General features: G+C 67.8%; 16 protein-coding genes. 3 read left to right on the top strand and 13 right to left on the bottom strand.

The genetic code is table 11. The features are described 5' to 3' along the window. The first annotated feature begins 4 nt into the window (after window positions 1-4). Window positions 5-670 carry a 3'-5' exonuclease gene (locus tag AC07Z7_RS06640; protein ID WP_494765750.1) on the top strand — a complete coding sequence of 222 codons (666 nt, stop codon included), beginning with the start codon at window positions 5-7 and terminating at the stop codon, window positions 668-670. A 4-nt stretch (window positions 671-674) separates the two neighbouring features. Here the strand turns inward: AC07Z7_RS06640 and AC07Z7_RS06635 are convergent, their stop codons facing one another. From AC07Z7_RS06635 to AC07Z7_RS06585, 11 genes are all read right to left on the bottom strand, one after another. After that, the gene (locus AC07Z7_RS06635) at window positions 675-1337 is read right to left on the bottom strand and encodes a 2-hydroxychromene-2-carboxylate isomerase (RefSeq protein ID WP_494765749.1); all 663 of its coding nucleotides are present in this window, start codon (window positions 1335-1337) and stop codon (window positions 675-677) included. An 80-nt stretch (window positions 1338-1417) separates the two neighbouring features. After that, the gene (locus tag AC07Z7_RS06630) at window positions 1418-1675 is read right to left on the bottom strand and encodes a DUF1289 domain-containing protein (RefSeq protein ID WP_494765748.1); all 258 of its coding nucleotides are present in this window, start codon (window positions 1673-1675) and stop codon (window positions 1418-1420) included. Beyond that, window positions 1672-2181 (bottom strand): YbaK/EbsC family protein, encoded by a 510-nt coding sequence (locus AC07Z7_RS06625; protein ID WP_094291671.1) that lies wholly within the window; start codon window positions 2179-2181, stop codon window positions 1672-1674. The genes AC07Z7_RS06630 and AC07Z7_RS06625 overlap by 4 nt, the downstream gene beginning before the upstream one ends. A gap of 139 nt (window positions 2182-2320) precedes the next feature. Beyond that, window positions 2321-3235, bottom strand: a complete 915-nt coding sequence (locus AC07Z7_RS06620; RefSeq protein ID WP_494765747.1) for a hydroxymethylglutaryl-CoA lyase — start codon at window positions 3233-3235, stop codon at window positions 2321-2323. Between the two features lie 29 nt (window positions 3236-3264). Further along, window positions 3265-4185 carry a 2-hydroxyacid dehydrogenase gene (locus AC07Z7_RS06615; protein WP_494765746.1) on the bottom strand — a complete coding sequence of 307 codons (921 nt, stop codon included), beginning with the start codon at window positions 4183-4185 and terminating at the stop codon, window positions 3265-3267. A 37-nt stretch (window positions 4186-4222) separates the two neighbouring features. Further along, window positions 4223-6241: an acetyl/propionyl/methylcrotonyl-CoA carboxylase subunit alpha gene (locus AC07Z7_RS06610; protein ID WP_494765745.1), complete on the bottom strand. Its 2019-nt coding sequence runs from the start codon at window positions 6239-6241 to the stop codon at window positions 4223-4225. Next, window positions 6242-6961, bottom strand: coding sequence for a DUF4126 domain-containing protein (locus AC07Z7_RS06605; RefSeq protein ID WP_494765744.1), 720 nt, complete (start codon window positions 6959-6961; stop codon window positions 6242-6244). A 20-nt stretch (window positions 6962-6981) separates the two neighbouring features. Beyond that, the gene (locus AC07Z7_RS06600) at window positions 6982-7770 is read right to left on the bottom strand and encodes an enoyl-CoA hydratase/isomerase family protein (protein WP_494765743.1); all 789 of its coding nucleotides are present in this window, start codon (window positions 7768-7770) and stop codon (window positions 6982-6984) included. Continuing rightward, window positions 7767-8276: a DinB family protein gene (locus AC07Z7_RS06595; RefSeq protein WP_494765742.1), complete on the bottom strand. Its 510-nt coding sequence runs from the start codon at window positions 8274-8276 to the stop codon at window positions 7767-7769. Before AC07Z7_RS06595 ends, AC07Z7_RS06600 begins: the two co-directional genes overlap by 4 nt. 8 nt (window positions 8277-8284) lie before the next feature. Next, window positions 8285-9892, bottom strand: coding sequence for a carboxyl transferase domain-containing protein (locus tag AC07Z7_RS06590; RefSeq protein WP_494765741.1), 1608 nt, complete (start codon window positions 9890-9892; stop codon window positions 8285-8287). Between the two features lie 15 nt (window positions 9893-9907). Then, the gene (locus AC07Z7_RS06585) at window positions 9908-11644 is read right to left on the bottom strand and encodes an AMP-binding protein (protein WP_494765740.1); all 1737 of its coding nucleotides are present in this window, start codon (window positions 11642-11644) and stop codon (window positions 9908-9910) included. A gap of 102 nt (window positions 11645-11746) precedes the next feature. Between AC07Z7_RS06585 and AC07Z7_RS06580 the strand changes: the two genes are divergently transcribed. Together AC07Z7_RS06580 and AC07Z7_RS06575 are read left to right on the top strand one after the other, a co-directional pair. Then, entirely contained in the window at window positions 11747-12859 is a 1113-nt protein-coding gene (locus tag AC07Z7_RS06580) for an AraC family transcriptional regulator (RefSeq protein WP_494765739.1), read from the top strand. Window positions 12860-12973: 114 nt separating this feature from the next. Continuing rightward, window positions 12974-13648 carry a glutathione S-transferase family protein gene (locus AC07Z7_RS06575; RefSeq protein ID WP_494765738.1) on the top strand — a complete coding sequence of 225 codons (675 nt, stop codon included), beginning with the start codon at window positions 12974-12976 and terminating at the stop codon, window positions 13646-13648. Between the two features lie 20 nt (window positions 13649-13668). Here AC07Z7_RS06575 and AC07Z7_RS06570 read toward each other — a convergent pair whose 3' ends face one another. After that, window positions 13669-15093, bottom strand: coding sequence for a patatin-like phospholipase family protein (locus AC07Z7_RS06570; RefSeq protein ID WP_494765737.1), 1425 nt, complete (start codon window positions 15091-15093; stop codon window positions 13669-13671). 37 nt (window positions 15094-15130) lie between these two features. Then, the gene (locus AC07Z7_RS06565; RefSeq protein WP_494765736.1) at window positions 15131-15805 is read right to left on the bottom strand and encodes an HAD family hydrolase; all 675 of its coding nucleotides are present in this window, start codon (window positions 15803-15805) and stop codon (window positions 15131-15133) included. Window positions 15806-15837: the final 32 nt, after the last annotated feature.

Genomic DNA, 15837 nt, shown 5'->3' with positions numbered 1-15837 from the left:
CACCATGCGCTGGCTGGAGCCGATCCGGCGCGCCTTTGGGCCCGCCCCTGCCTACACCGGCAACCGCTGGGTGATGCTGGACGTGGAGACCAGCGGCCTCGACATGCGCCGCGACCGCCTGCTGGCCATTGCCGCCATTGCGCTGCGGGTGGACTGGCAGCGCCGCACGCTCAGCGTGGCGCTGGGCGACAGCTTTGAGGTGGTGCTGCAGCAGGACGAGGCATCGAGCAAGGACAACATCCTGCTGCACGGCATTGGCGCGCAGATGCAGCGCAACGGCATGCCCGCCGCCCAGGCGCTGCAGGCGTTTGAAAACTACGTGCAAGACAGCCCGCTGCTGGCCTTCCATGCCGCGTTTGACCGCACCATGATCAACCGCCATGCACGCCAGCACCTCGGGCATGGTCTGCCCAACCCCTGGGTGGACGTGGACCACCTGTGCGCCGTCACCCACGAGCAGGTGCGCGCCCGTGCGCTGGACGACTGGATGGCGCACTTCGGCATCCGCTGCGCCGTGCGGCACCAGGCCGCTGCCGACACCCTGGTGGAATGCGACCTGCTGCAGCGCATCTGGCCCCGCGTGGCCGCGCAGTGCAGCAGCTGGGCTGACGTGCAGCGCCTGGCCGCCCAGCACCGCTGGCTGGCCCGCCACCGGGACGGCGGTGGATAAGGGCTCAACCCTGCTTGAGGCCCGAAGGCAACGCCTCGAACGCAGCCCAGCGCGCTTCGCCTTCGGCCCCGGCAAACCAGTCGTCGCCCTCCAGGTAGGCGCGCAGCATGGGCAGGCTGTCGAGCCCCCAGAAAACCTTGCCGTCCACCGCAAACGCAGGCACGCCAAACACGCCCGCTGCCTGCGCGGCCTCGGTGTTGGCGCGCAGCAGCGCCTTGGGGCCGTCGCTGTTCGCGTCCTGTCCCGGGCGGATCTGCTCGGCCAGATCGGCCGCCAGTGCCGCCAGGCGTTCGGGGTCCAGCGCATCGTGCCCGCCCAGCCACACATGGCGCAGCACGGTGCCCGCCACATAGCGGTTGATGGCGCCATCGTCGCTGCAGGCCAGCGCCTGGCGCAACAGCGGCAGCGGGTTGAACGGGTGGCGAGCGGGCATCTGCAGTGGCGTGCCCTGCGCGTGGCCCAGCCAGGTCACGTGGCGGTAGGTCCAGGCGCGCTTGGGCACGATGCCCGCCGGGCCGGGGTTGGCGTGCTGCTGGAGCAACGCGCCCAGCAGCACCGGCTGGTAGGCCACGCTGTAGCTCAGCCCCTCCAGCGCCTCGGGCAGGCGCTCAAATGCGAGCCAGGCATAGGGCGAGACAAAGTCCAGGTAGAAGGTGATGTGCTTCATGTCAGCTCTCCATGTCACTGCACGGCGCCCCGCCGTGCACAAAACGGACGCGGCCCGGGCGAGGGCCGCCGCTCAGCCGCTCAGAGGGGTGCCTCAAGGCCGATGCCCGCGCGGCCCAGCAGCTGCTCCCAGATGCCCCGGCGCAGGCTGCCATCGGCACGCGACCAGAGGCGGATCTCGTCCAGCGTGCGAAAGCAGCCTTCGCAGTGGCTGCGGTCGGGCGACATGCGGCACACGGAGATGCAGGGTGAGGGAACCGGCTCAACACTTTCATGGTCAAAATGACCTTCTGCGCGCAACTGAATTGCCTTTGCAGCTAGCAAATCAATAGCATTCATGCCGCAACCGGGGTTTGGACCACATCCACCACCGGGGCGCCCGTCAGGCGCTGCAGGTCGCTGGGGTGCAGCGCGAACACGCCATGCGGGTGCCCTGCGGCAGCCCACACCACCTCAAAGCGCAGCAGGTCCTGGTCGATGAGCGTGACGGGCGGCGTGGCGTGCGCCACGGGCGAGACACCGCCGATGGAAAAGCCCGTGCGGCTTTTCACGAAGTCAGCATCGGCCCGACCGATCTTGCCGCCCACATGGGCCTCGACCTTTTTCTCGTCCACGCGGCGGTCGCCCGAGGTGACCACCAGCACGGCCACATCGTCGCTCTTGCGGCGGAAGATGATGCTCTTGGCGATCTGCCCCACTGCGATGCCCAGTGCATCGGCCGCCTGCTGCGCGGTGCGCGCGGCGTCGTCCAGCATCTGCGGGCGGTGGGGGTGGCCCAGGGATTCGAGCGCCGCAGCCACGCGCTGCACGCCTTCGGGCAGGTTTTTCACTTCAGCTCCACACATCGTTGCTCACTCCGGAATCAAAGTCGTTCCACCCATTTTCCACACCGCCAATAACCTCTGCGAACCCACGGCTCCCAGCAAGGGACGTGGCCTCGCCGAAAGACCGGGAGAAGACGCCGAACGCGCCTCCCGAGATGCCTCACCCCATTCGCTTGGTGAGCAGGGCGTTCGCTGCGCGCGAGTTGGGTTTGCGGCCCAGGAACTCGCTGATGTACGCGCCCGCGTCGATGAGCTTGTCCAGGTCGATGCCCGTCTCGATGCCCATGCCCTGCAGCATGTAGACCACATCCTCGGTCGCCACATTGCCCGTGGCGCCCTTGGCATAGGGGCAGCCGCCCAGCCCGGCTACGGACGACTGGTAGTTCCACACGCCCAGCTCCAGCGCCGCCAGCGTGTTGGACAGCGCCTGGCCGTAGGTGTCATGAAAGTGGCCCGACACCTCGTCGATGCCAAAGTGCTGCAGCGTGGCCTCGATGGCGCGCTGCACCTTGCGCGGCGTGCCCACGCCGATGGTGTCGGCCACGTCCACACGCTGCACGCCAATGCCCTTGAGCAGGCCCGCCAGGTAGGCCACGCGCTCGGTCGCGATCTCGCCCTCGTACGGGCAGCCCACGGTGCAGCTCATGGCACCCCGCACGCGGATGCCGACGGCCAGCGCCGCCTCCACCACGGGCGCAAAACGCTCGATGCTCTCGGCAATGCTGCAGTTGATGTTGCGCTGGCTGAAGGCCTCGCTGGCCGAGCCGAAGACGACGATCTCGTCGGGCTTGTCCAGCACGGCCGCCTCAAAGCCTTTGAGGTTGGGCGTGAGCACCGAGTACGCCACGCCGCTCTGGCGCGCAATGCCCGCCATCACCTCATGGTTGTCGGCCATCTGCGGCACCCACTTCGGGCTCACGTAGCTGGTGACCTCGATCTCGCGCAGGCCGGCCTGTTGCAGGCGGTGCACCAGCTCGATCTTGACGGCGGCGGGCACCGGCGTCTTTTCGTTCTGCAGGCCGTCGCGGGGGCCCACATCAATGAGGCGCACGCGGGAGGGGATGGAGGAGGTCATGGGAATCCTGATGCAAAAAAGGCGCGGGTTCAATACCCCCGCGCCGGGTTGACGATGCCCGCCACGGCCTCGCCCCGCTGCAGCGCCGCGATCTTGCGCGCAATCTGGGCAATGCTCTCGTCGCGCAGCGTGCGCGCCGAGGTGTGGGGGGTGAGGGTGATGCGCGGCTGGCTCCAGAATGCATGGCCTGCAGGCAGCGGCTCGGTGCGGAACACGTCGAGCGTGGCGCCCGCCACCTGGCCGCTGGCGATGGCCGCCAGCAGGTCGTCGTCCACCAGGTGCGCGCCGCGCGCCACGTTGATCACGTAGGCGCCGGGCAGCAGGCGGGCCAGCGTGTCCTTGTTGATCACGTCGGCCGTCTCGGGCGTGAGCGGCAGCAGGTTGACCAGCACCCGGCTCGCGGCCAGGAAGTCGTTGAACTGCTCTGTGCCGCTGAAGGCCCGCACGCCCTCGATGGCCTTGGGGCTGCGGCTCCAGCCGTTGATGGGGAAGTCGAACTGCGCCAGCGCCTTCGCCACGCGCTCGCCCAGCACGCCCAGGCCCATCACGCCGATGGGGAAGTCGCTGCGCAGGCGCGGCTTGCGGTAGCCCCAGCGTCCCGCTGCCATGTCAGCCTCGTAGGCATCGAACTCGCGGAAGTGGCGGATGACCGCGTGGCACACATACTCGGCCATCTGCACGGCCATGCCCGCATCATCGAGCCGCACCACCAGCGCGTGCGGCGGCAGGCGCAGTTTGAGCAGCGCATCCACGCCCGCACCGATGTTGAACAGGGCCTTGAGCCCCGGCTGCTCGTCCATGAACTGCTGGGGCGGCGCCCAGACCACGGCGCAATCGGCCTGCGGTGCGCCGGGTTGCCACACGGAAATATCAGCGCCGGGCAGCGCGGCGGCCAGGCCCTGCAGCCAGGGTTCGGCCTTGGTGTCGGTACAGCAAAAGGTGATTTTCATGGCTGCCGAGCGTACCGCGCCCTGCCGCTGCGTGCTGTCACGCAGCGGAAAGCTTGAGCAGTTCAGCCCCCTCCGTCACCTGGTCGCCAGGCGCGTAGAGCAGTTCCTGCACCACACCATCCGCAGGTGCGGCAATGGTGTGTTCCATCTTCATGGCTTCCATCACCGCCAGGGGCTGGCCCTTGGCCACCGCGTCGCCTGCCTTCACGGCAAACGACACCACCTTGCCGGGCATGGGGGCCGTGAGGCGCCCGCCTTCGGCCGCCACCTCGCCCGCATGGGCGAGCAGGTCGATGGCGGTGATCTGCGTAGCGCCCAGCGGGGTAAAGACATGATCCACCTCGCCCTGGGCATACACGGCAGCGCGGGTGCGCTGGCCTGCAAACTGCAGCTCGATGCCATCGGCCTGCGGGGCAAACACCAGCGGCCCGGCCACGGCGGTTTCGCCCTCGCCCACGGCCAGATGCAGGCTGCCACCGCGCTCGTACGTGAGCCAGGCCTTGGCATGCTCGCCGCCAAACTCGAACTCAAAGCGGCGCTGCACCACACCATGGGTGTGGAAGCCGTCGCGGCGGCTGAACGAGTCCACGCCTTCGCTGGCGCGCTCCTTCAGCAGCGTTTGCGCCACGGCAGCGGCGGCGGCCAGCGGCAGGCCCACGGGCTCCTGGTGGAACAGCACGGCCTGCTCGCGCGGGATCAGCGCGGTGTCGAGCTTGGCTTGTGCAAACGCATCCGTCTTCGCCACGCGGCGCAGGAACTGCACGTTGGTCGCCAGGCCCACGATGTGGGTCTGCGCCAGCGCGTCATCCAGCCGTGCCAGCGCCTGCTCGCGCGTGTCGCCATGCACGATGAGCTTGGCCACCATGGAGTCGTAGAACGGGCTGATCGCATCGCCCTGGCGCACGCCGGAGTCCACGCGGACCGCGCCCCTCTCGAACGTCACGCACTCGGGCAGCGCATACACATTGAGTGAGCCCGTGGCGGGCAGGAAGTTGTTGTCGGGGTTCTCGGCGCAGATGCGGGCCTCAATGGCATGGCCTTGGATGCGCAGGTCTTGCTGCTGCAGGGGCAGCGGCTCGCCCGAGGCCACGCGCAACTGCCACTCCACCAGGTCCAGGCCGGTGATGGCCTCGGTCACGGGGTGCTCCACCTGCAGGCGGGTGTTCATCTCCATGAAGTAGAACTTCATCTGGTCGGGCCGCTCGTAGCCGCCCGGCTGCTCCACGATGAATTCCACCGTGCCCGCGCCCACGTAGTTCACGGCCTTGGCGGCGGCCACGGCGGCCTCGCCCATCTGCGCGCGCAGTGCGGGCGTCATGCCGGGGGCGGGGGCTTCTTCCAGCACTTTCTGGTGGCGGCGCTGCACCGAGCAGTCGCGCTCGAACAGGTACACGCAGTTGCCATGCGTGTCGCCAAACACCTGGATCTCGATGTGACGGGGACGCTGCACGTACTTCTCCACCAGCACTGCGTCGTCACCAAAGCTGTTGATGGCCTCACGCTTGCACGATTCGAGCGCGGCGGCAAAGTCTTCGCTCTTGTCCACCGCGCGCATGCCCTTGCCACCGCCACCCGCGCTGGCCTTGATGAGCACGGGGTAGCCAATGCGGTCGGCCTCGCGCTGCAACAGGGCCGGGTCCTGGTCGGCGCCGTGGTAGCCGGGCACCAGGGGCACACCGGCCTTTTCCATGAGCTGCTTGGACTCGGCCTTGAGCCCCATGTCCTTGATGGCCGATGCGGGCGGACCAATGAACACCACGCCCGCCGCCGCGCAAGCCTGGGCGAAGTCTTCGTTCTCGCTCAGGAAACCGTAGCCGGGGTGGATGGCCTGTGCGCCTGTGGATTTGGCTGCCTCGATGATGCGCTCCCAGCGCAGGTAGCTGTCCTTGGGCGCACTGCCGCCGATGTGCACGGCCTCGTCGCAGACGGCCACGTGTTTGGCATTGGTGTCGGCATCGGAGTACACGGCGACGGTCTTGACACCCAGGCGCTTTGCGGTGGCCGCGACACGGCAGGCGATCTCTCCACGATTGGCAATCAGAATCTTTTTGAACATTTAGGCCACCTTGGCAGAACCAGAAAAGAAAGAAGAAAGGCGCCGCACCACGGCGCGCAGAAACTTGAACAGCACCACCAGCAGCAGCACCGACACGGCCACCATCACCACCAGCGCCACACCAAACGCCACCGGGTACTGCGTGGCCAGCCACACCACGGCCACCACCAGGCCGTCTTCAAAGAACGACAGGCCCCAGTTGGAAAATGGTTCGGGCGAGGTGTTGACCGCTGCGCGCGTGGTCATCTTGGTGGCCAGCGCGGTGGCGGCGAGCGACCCGCCCAGCAGCCCGGCGACCACGCCCATCGTGGCGTTGTCAGCACCGAACACGCCTGCAGCCAGCAGCGCGCCACCCGGCACGCGGATGAACGCGTGCACGGCGTCCCAGGCGCTGTCCACCCATGGCACCTTGTCGGCAAAGAATTCGACCAGCATCAGGCTGCCGGCCACCAGCAGCACCAGCGGGCTTTGCAGCACCTGCAAGCCCGGCGGCAGCGCCAGCCAGCCCAGTGCCCCCATCCCGCCCACGATGAAGACCACGGCATACAGCCGAAAGCCGCTGGCCCACCCCAGCGCTGCGGCCAGCGCCAGCAGGCTGGGCATGTCGAGCTGCGCCGTGGCACGCGCCGCGCCTGCGGCCACGTCGCGTGCGGTGCCGGCATCGACGTGCAGCCCCAGCGTGTGGAGCCACTGCACGATGGTGAGCCAGAGCTGGTCCATGGTGGCGTGCTCTCAGCCCGTCAACCCAGAAGCCACGATGGCTTGCGCTTGTTCAGGAAGGACTGCACGCCTTCCTTGCCTTCGTCGCTGGCGCGGATGTCTGCAATGCCCTGTACCGTGGCGGCGATCAGACCGGCGTTGATCTCGCGCTCGGCCACATCCAGCACCAGCTTCTTGCAGGCGCGCACGGCGTTGGGGCTGGCGCTGACGAGCGCCTTGAGCAGCTCGTCCACCTTGGCATCGAGCTGGTCGGCCGCCACCACGGTGTGCACAAAACCGATGCGCAGCGCATCAAACGCATCAAAGCGCTCGGCCGTGAGGAAGTAGCGGTGCGCAGCGCGCGCCCCCATGGCACGGATTACGTAGGGGCTGATGGTGGCGGGGATGAGCCCCAGCTTCACCTCGCTGAGACAAAAGCCTGCGGTGTCCACTGCCACCGCCATGTCGCACGCCGCCACCAGGCCCATGCCGCCCGCATACACATCGCCCTGCACACGGGCCACCGTGGGCTTGGGGCACTCGTAGATCACGCGCAACATCTCGGCCAGTTTGCCCGCGTCGGCGATGTTTTCGTCGCGCGTGTAGTCGGCCATGCGGCGCATCCAGTTGAGGTTGGCGCCCGCGCAGAACGCGGGGCCCTCGGCCGCCAGCACCACGGCGCGTACATCAGGGCGGCTGCCCACATCCGTGAAGGCGGCGGTGATCTCGGCAATGACTTCGTCGCTGAACGCGTTGCGCACCTCGGGCTGGGTGAGCGTGATGCGCGCCACGGCGCCGGTCTGGGTGATGGAAAGGTTCTGGCTGCTCATGGCTGGGACGGGTTTTGCAGAAAGTAGACAAGGTCCAGCTCGGGGCTGGGCTGGCCGAGGGCAGTCAGCGCAGCGGTGATCTGGCCCCGGTGGTGTGTGCTGTGGTTGAACACATGCGCCAGCGTGGCCGCAAACGGCAGCGATGCCGCTGTGCCACGCATGGTGGTGTAGTCGAGCGTGCCGCTCCAGCGGTCGGGCTTGAACGAAGCGATCAGCGGAGCCCAGCGGGCAGCGCCCTCGCGCAGGCGGGCATCCAATTGCACGCGGTCAGGCTCCACCTCGGCATCCAGTGCCACCGTGGGCGAACGGGCTTCGGCAAACCGCACAAACCACAGCAGATGCTCGCCCACCAGCAGGTGGTTGAGCGTGCCGTGGATGCTTTTGAAGAACAAGCCCACATCGCGCCGGTAGTCCTCTTCCGGCAGCGCCCGCACTGCATCCAGCAGGCGCGCCGTGGCCCACACGTTGTAGCGTGCGAGCAGGGTGAAGTGGGCCACGGCGTCCATCGACTACCTCACATGCGGAAGATGCCGAACTTGGTGTCTTCGATCGGCGCATTGCGCGTGGCCGACAGGCCCAGCGCCAGCACGCGGCGGGTATCAGCCGGGTCGATCACGCCGTCGTCCCACAGCCGCGCGGTGGCGTAGTAGGGGTGGCCCTGCTCTTCGTACTGGCGGCGGATGGGGGCCTTGAAGGCTTCTTCTTCCTCCATGGTCCACTGGCCGCCCTTAGCCTCGATGCCGTCGCGCTTGACGGTGGCCAGCACGCTGGCGGCCTGCTCGCCGCCCATCACGCTGATGCGCGCGTTGGGCCACATCCAGAGGAAGCGGGGGCTGTACGCGCGGCCGCACATGCCGTAATTGCCCGCGCCAAAGCTGCCGCCGATGATGATGGTGAACTTTGGAACACTCGCCGTGGCCACGGCCGTGACCAGCTTGGCTCCGTGGCGGGCGATGCCTTCGTTTTCGTACTTGCGGCCGACCATGAAGCCGGTGATGTTCTGCAGGAACACCAGAGGGATCTTGCGCTGGCAGCACAGCTCGATGAAGTGCGCCCCTTTTTGTGCGCTCTCGCTGAACAGGATGCCGTTGTTGGCGATGATGCCCACGGGCATGCCCTCGATGCGCGCAAAGCCGCACACCAGGGTGCTACCGAAGCGGGCCTTGAACTCGTCGAACTCGCTGCCGTCCACCACACGCGCAATGATCTCGCGCACATCAAAGGGCTTGCGCGTGTCCACGGGGATCACGCCATACAGCTCTTCTGCTGCGAATTTAGGAGCTGCCGGGGCTTGATCAGCGAGCGCAGGGGCCTTGTTTTTATTCAAATTGCGCACCGCCGTGCGTGCCAGCTGCAGCGCATGCAGGTCGTTTTGCGCCAGGTGGTCGGCCACACCCGAGAGGCGCGTGTGCACGTCGCCACCGCCGAGGTCTTCGGCGCTTACCACCTCGCCCGTGGCAGCCTTCACCAGCGGCGGGCCACCCAGGAAGATGGTGCCCTGGTTCTTGACGATGATGGATTCATCGCTCATGGCGGGCACGTAGGCGCCACCGGCCGTGCAGCTGCCCATGACCACCGCGATCTGCGCGATGCCCTGGGCGCTCATGTTGGCCTGGTTGTAGAAGATGCGGCCGAAGTGGTCGCGGTCGGGGAACACGTCGTCCTGGTTGGGCAGGTTGGCGCCGCCGGAGTCCACCAGGTAGATGCAGGGCAGGCGGTTCTGCGCGGCCACCTCCTGCGCGCGCAGGTGCTTCTTCACCGTCATGGGGTAGTAGGTGCCGCCCTTCACCGTGGCGTCGTTGCACACGATCATGCAGTCCACCCCGCTCACGCGGCCGATGCCTGCGATCAGGCCCGCGCCGGGTGCGTCGTTGTTGTACATGTTCAGCGCCGCCAGCGGGGCCAGCTCCAGGAAGGGCGTGCCTGGGTCCAGCAGGTTGGCCACGCGCTCGCGCGGCAGCAGCTTGCCGCGTGCGGTGTGTTTGGCGCGGGCTGCCTCGCCGCCGCCCTGGGCGATCTTGTCCTGCTGGGCGCGCAGGTCATCCACCAGCGCGCGCATGGCGCTGGCGTTGGTCTGAAAGTCCGCCGAGCGGGCGTTGAGTTGGGTGTCGAGAATGGTCATACGGTCTTTGCTCTCTCAAGCGGTTTTCTGTTCTTCCAGGCCCAGCTGGTCCTTCATCTCGTCGCGGATCTTGAACTTCTGGATCTTGCCCGTCACCGTCATCGGAAAGCTGGTGACAAAGCGGATGTAGCGCGGCACCTTGTAGTGCGCGATCTGGCCTTTGCAGAAGGCGCGGATGTCGTCTTCGGTGGGCTGGGTGCCGGGCTTGGCGATGATCCAGGCGCACAGCTCTTCGCCGTATTTCTGGTCGGGCACGCCCACCACCTGCACGTCCTGCACCTGGGGGTGGCGGTACATAAATTCTTCAATCTCGCGCGGGTAGATGTTCTCGCCGCCCCGGATCACCATGTCCTTGATGCGGCCCACGATGTTCACATAGCCCTCGGCGTCCATGGTGGCCAGGTCGCCGGTGTGCATCCAGCCGTCGGCATCAATGGCTTCGCGCGTCTTGGCTTCGTCGCCCCAGTAGCCGTGCATCACCGAATAGCCCTTGGTGCAGAACTCGCCGCGCTGGCCAACGGGCACCACCGCCCCGGTGTCGGGGTCCACGATCTTGACCTCCAGGTGCGGCTGCACCTGGCCCACGGTCGATACGCGCTTGGAAAGCGGCGTGTCGGTGCTGCTCTGGCAGCTCACGGGGCTGGTCTCGGTCATGCCGTAGGCGATGGTGATCTCGCGCAGGTTCATCTGCTCCACCACGCGCTTCATCACCTCGGTGGGGCACGGCGAGCCGGCCATGATGCCGGTGCGCAGGGTGCTGAGGTTGAACTCGGCAAAACGCGGGTGGTCCAGCTCGGCGATGAACATGGTGGGCACGCCGTGCAGGCCGGTGCAGCGTTCGTCCTGCACCGTCTGCAGCACCGTGAGCGGGTCAAATCCGTCGTTGGGGTAGACGATGGTCGCGCCATGCGTGAAGCAGGCCAGGTTGCCCAGCACCATGCCAAAGCAGTGGTACAGCGGCACGGGGATGCACAGCCGGTCTTTGGGCGTGAGCTTCATGCATTCGCCAATGAAGAAGCCGTTGTTCAGGATGTTGCGGTGCGTGAGCGTGGCGCCCTTGGGAAAGCCCGTGGTGCCGCTGGTGAACTGGATGTTGATGGGGTCGGTGGCCTTCAGCGTGGCTGCGACTTGCGCCAGACGCGGGTCGGCCGCGTTGCCGCGTGCAATCAGCTCGGTAAAGCGCATCAGGCCAAGCTCGTCGGCGCCCTGCCCCGCTTCGTCATCGATCCACACCACCGTCTTCAGCTGCGGCAGCTTGGCCGCGTGCAGGTGGCCCGGCTGCTGGCCCTGCCACTCGGGCGCCAGCTCACGCAGCATGCCCAGGTAGTCGCTGGTCTTGAAGCGCGCCATGCTCACCAGCAGCTTGCAGCCCACCTTGTTCAGCGCATATTCCACCTCGGCCGTGCGGTAGGCGGGATTGATGTTGACCAGCACCAGGCCCACCTGCGCGGTGGCCAGCTGCATCAGCACCCATTCGGCGTTGTTGTGCGACCAGATGCCCACGCGGTCGCCGGGCGTGAGCCCCATGCCCAGCAGCGCGCTGGCCAGGCGGTGGGCCTCGGTCTGCAATTGGGCGTAGGTGTAGCGGCGGCCCTGGTGCACGCTGACCAACGCCTCGCGCTCGGGCTGGCGGGCCACCATGTCGGCAAAAAAGGCGCCGATGGTCTGCTCGATCAGGGGAACGTCGGTGGCGCCACGGGCGTGGCTGTCCACCAGCGGTGCGGAGTTCGTTGCGGCTGCGCTGCTCGTCACGGGTGTTGTCTCCTCGGCTCTGTCATCCGGCCCTGCGCCACAAGAAGATGCGGGCGGGCGATCCGTAAGCATAGAAGCCTGAACCCCTTGCAGGTGGACACAATGGTTGCAAATCGTGCCACGGCTGGCACACTCTGCGGCGTGAAACCGTCCACCCCACCCGCCCACCGCTTGCCCGCGCCCGCCACAGCCACCGCCGCCACGCCCATAGCCTTTGTACGCGCCATTGTCCTGGCCTACGAACGGCGCGGCCTGAGCCCCGAACGCGCGCTGGCCCAGGCACAGATTGCGCCGCAGTTGCTGCAGGACGACAGCGCCCGCATCACCGCCTGGCAGATGGAGCAGATCTCCGACGCAGCCATGCAGGAGCTGGACGACGAAGCCCTGGGCTGGTTCAGCCGCCGCCTGCCCTGGGGCAGCTACGGCATGCTGGCGCGCGCCAGCATCAGCTCACCCACACTGCAGGTGGCCCTGGCCCGCTGGTGCCGCCACCACGGGCTGCTGACGGACGACATTGCACTGCAGCTGACCACCGAGGGGGACACCGCCACGCTGCGCATCACCGAGGCGCGCGACCTGGGCGTGCTGCGCGAGTTCTGTCTGGTCTCCGTATTGCGCAATGCCCACGGCCTGGCCTGCTGGATGGTGGACTCGCGCATCCCGCTCATCTCAGCCGAGTTTGCGTTTGACCCGCCGCCGCATGCCGATGCCTATGCCGTGCTGTTCCGGGGCCCCGTCACCTTCCACGCGCCGCGCACCGCCATCCACTTCGACGCCCGCTACCTGCACCTGCCCCTGCGCCGCGACGAACAGGCCCTACGCCAGATGCTGCAACACGCCCTGCCTCTCACGGTGCTGCACTACCGGCGCGACCGCCTGCTGGTGCAGCGCGTGCGCCAGCTGCTGGCCGCGCCCCTGCCGGGTCAACCGGCCCACGCCCTGCCCCAGCACAGCGCCGAATCCCTGGCCGCGCTGCTGCATGTGTCGCCCCGCACGCTGCACCGGCAGCTGAGGGAAGAAGGCGCCACGCTGCAGGGATTAAAAGATGACGTGCGCCGCACCCGCGCGGTGGAGCTGCTGCACCGCACGCAACGGCCCATCAAACAGGTGGCCGAGGCGGCGGGGTTTGAGAACGAGAAGAGTTTTATCCGGGCGTTTCGCGGGTGGACGGGGCAGTCCCCGGCGGAGTTTCGGCGCCACGCAAGCCAAGCGTGATGCAACGGGCCTGGTGGCGCAATCTGCACCCTGCATGGCGGCCACAGGGCGCCCCCCGTAGCCACCCGCCAATACACTGGCCTGCGCTACCGCCGCACTTTTGCTACCTATCCCATGCTCCACCTCCACCACTGCGTCAGCGCCCGCTCCTTCCGCCCCCTGTGGATGCTCGAAGAGCTGCAGCTCCCCTACCAGCTCCACATGCTCCCCTTCCCGCCCCGCGCCAAGGCGCGGTGGTTTCTGGACGAGAACCCGCTGGGCACGGTGCCTCTGCTGGTGCAAGGCGATGTGCGCATGACCGAATCCGCCGCCATGTGCCAGTACCTCGCGGCCACACACCCCGACGCGGGGCTGGATGTGGCGCCCACGCACCCGGCGTATGGCGCGTACCTGAACTGGCTGCACATGAGCGATGCCACGCTGACCTTTCCGCAGACGCTGGTGCTGCGCTATGGGCGCTTTGAGCCTGCAGAGCGCAAGCAGCCGCAGGTGGTGGAGGACTACAGCCGCTGGTTTCTGGCGCGGCTGCGCGCGGTAGAAACGGCATTGATCCACAGCGGCAGCGAGCACCTGTGCGCGGGCCGGTTCACGGCGGCGGATGTGGCGGTGGGGTATGCGCTGCTGCTGGCGCAGCACCTGGGGCTGGCGCCACAGTTTGGGCCCGCTACGCAAGCGTATTGGCAGCGGCTGCAGCAGCGGCCGGGCTACCAGCGCGCGATGGAAGTGCAGGTGCGGGCGGCAGAGGAACAGGGCGTGCCCACGACCCCGGCGCCGGATACGCAGCCCTGAGCGCCCCTGAGCGTGCGCCCTCAGTCCTTGGCCTGCAGCCCCGCAGGCGGCGCCGGGCGCAGCAGGGATTGCACCAGCGCCCGGAACTCCGGCGAGTGGCGCAGCACGCTGCCGCCGGCCTCGATGAGGTCGGTGACTTCCTCCGATGTGATGGAAAACGCGGTGGGCACCTGCAGCAGGCGGCGGCGGGCGATGTCGTCGGGTGCGTCGCGCAGGTTGACTGGGATCACGTGGACTTCGGCATCGGGCGCAAACACATCGGTGCTGCCGGGCGATCCGCTGGCAAGCGACTGCTGCCACTGCCGCGTGATGTCGCGCAGAAACTCCTGCGTTTCGCGCGTGGCGCGGGCGCCGGTGCCAAACAGCAAGGCGTCCACCACCTGCGCCATGTTGGGCACCTTGTCGCTCTGGCTGATGTCCACCGAGGGGTCGCGCTCGGCGTTCACGGTGATCAGCACCAGCTTGCGGATGGTGCCGGGCGGTATGCCCACCTCGCTGAAGGTCTGGCGCAGGCCACCACCGGCCAGGGCGCGGTCGAGCAGGCGCTGCACGCCCAGGTTGTCGGCCAGGCCGCCATCCACCAGGTGGATGTAGGGCTTGCGCCGCGCGTCGGTGTAGCTCAGCTCGTGCGCGCGGTACAGCCGGGCGCGGTAGTCGCCGGTGGCAGCGCGGGCGCTGGCGGCCGAGGTGCTGCGGCGCTCGGGGCACTGGTCGGCGTAGTTCTTCAGCGTCATGGGGCTGAGCAGCAGCGGCACGGCCGATGACGAGGCCACGGCAAACGACAGCGGCACCTTGCGCAGGTCCGAGCAGATGAGCGAGAACTGCTCCCAGGTGAACTCGAAGCCCGTGCCCAGCGACATGTCGGTGGCGGTGATGAACAGCTGCGGGTGGCGCGGGCGGCGCTCCACGTCGCCAAAGGTGAGGCCGCCATACAGCTCATCGAGCCGCCGCGCGAGCAGGTGGGTGCGGCCCAGCCAGGGCGAGGTGAGGTCGATGAGGTTGCCGGGCCGCAGCGCCTGGGTGATGAGGCTGTTCTGGAAGTTCTGGCGCAGAAACTCGTGCTCGAAGCGCGGCAGGCCGTCAATGCCATGCGCCGCAAAGTAGGCCGCCACGATGCTGCCGCCCGAGACGCCGCTGACCACGTCGGTGGCGTCGAGCAAGGTGGTGGGCTGGCCGTTCCACACAAACCGCGTTTCCTGCATCTCGGTCAGCACGCCAAACCCGAAGGCCGCAGCGCGCGCACCGCCGCCCGACAGGGTCACGGCCACCAGGATGCTGGGGTCACGCTCGGACTTGCGCACGGGGATGCTCTGGTCCTCGGGCGGCAGGGGTTCGTTGATCCAGGGCTTGACGGAGGAGCAGCCGGCCAGCACCAGGGCGATCCCCAGCGCCGCCACCGTGCGCGCTGCGCGCCACACCCACAGCGTTTGGTTTGTTACGCGCATCGCCAGGCCCTCTTCTCTTGGGTGGGTGGTTGTGGAATCAGCAGCCCAGCAGACCGGGCAATTCAGCCATGCTGCGGAACACCTGCACGGCACCGGCCGCGCGCAGTGCCTCGTCGCTGTCGCTGGCATCTCCGCCGTGGCCCAGCGGGGCATAGGCATACACGGTGGCCCCGGCGGCCACTCCCGCCGTGACGCCGGTGACGGTGTCCTCGACCACCGCGCAGCGCGTGGGCGCCACCTGCAACGCGGCGGCAGCGGCCAGGTAGACATCAGGGGCGGGTTTGGTGGCGGGCATTTCGTGGCCACTGAACACGCGGCCCGCAAAGTAGGTCGCCAGGCCCACCTTGGCCAGCTGCATCTCGACCTTGAAACGGTCGGCCCCCGAGGCACAGGCGATGCGCCCACCGTGGTGGGTGTGCACGCGGTCGATGGCGTCGTGCACATGCGCGATGGCGGTGAGCCGCTGCTCCAGCTCGGCGTTGCGGCGCGCGTAGAAGTCGGCCATCCAGGCGTCGGTGAGCGGGCGGCCCGTGTGGGCCTCGATGCGGGCCGCCTCGCTGCGCACGGTCTTGCCAACGAAGATGCGCATGCACTCTGCGGGTGTCAGGGCCCAGCCCGCTTCGTGGAGCATGTCGCGCAGCACACCGTTGGTGATGGGCTCGCTGTCTACCAGCACGCCGTCGCAGTCAAACAGGATTGCTTCAAATTTCATAGCTATCAAGGCATGATGGTCGCGCGCAGACG

The organism is Acidovorax sp. GW101-11A03 (assembly GCF_059424825.1).
The sequence above is the reverse complement of the archived record's forward strand: the minus strand, read 5'-3'. Positions and strand labels throughout refer to the sequence as shown.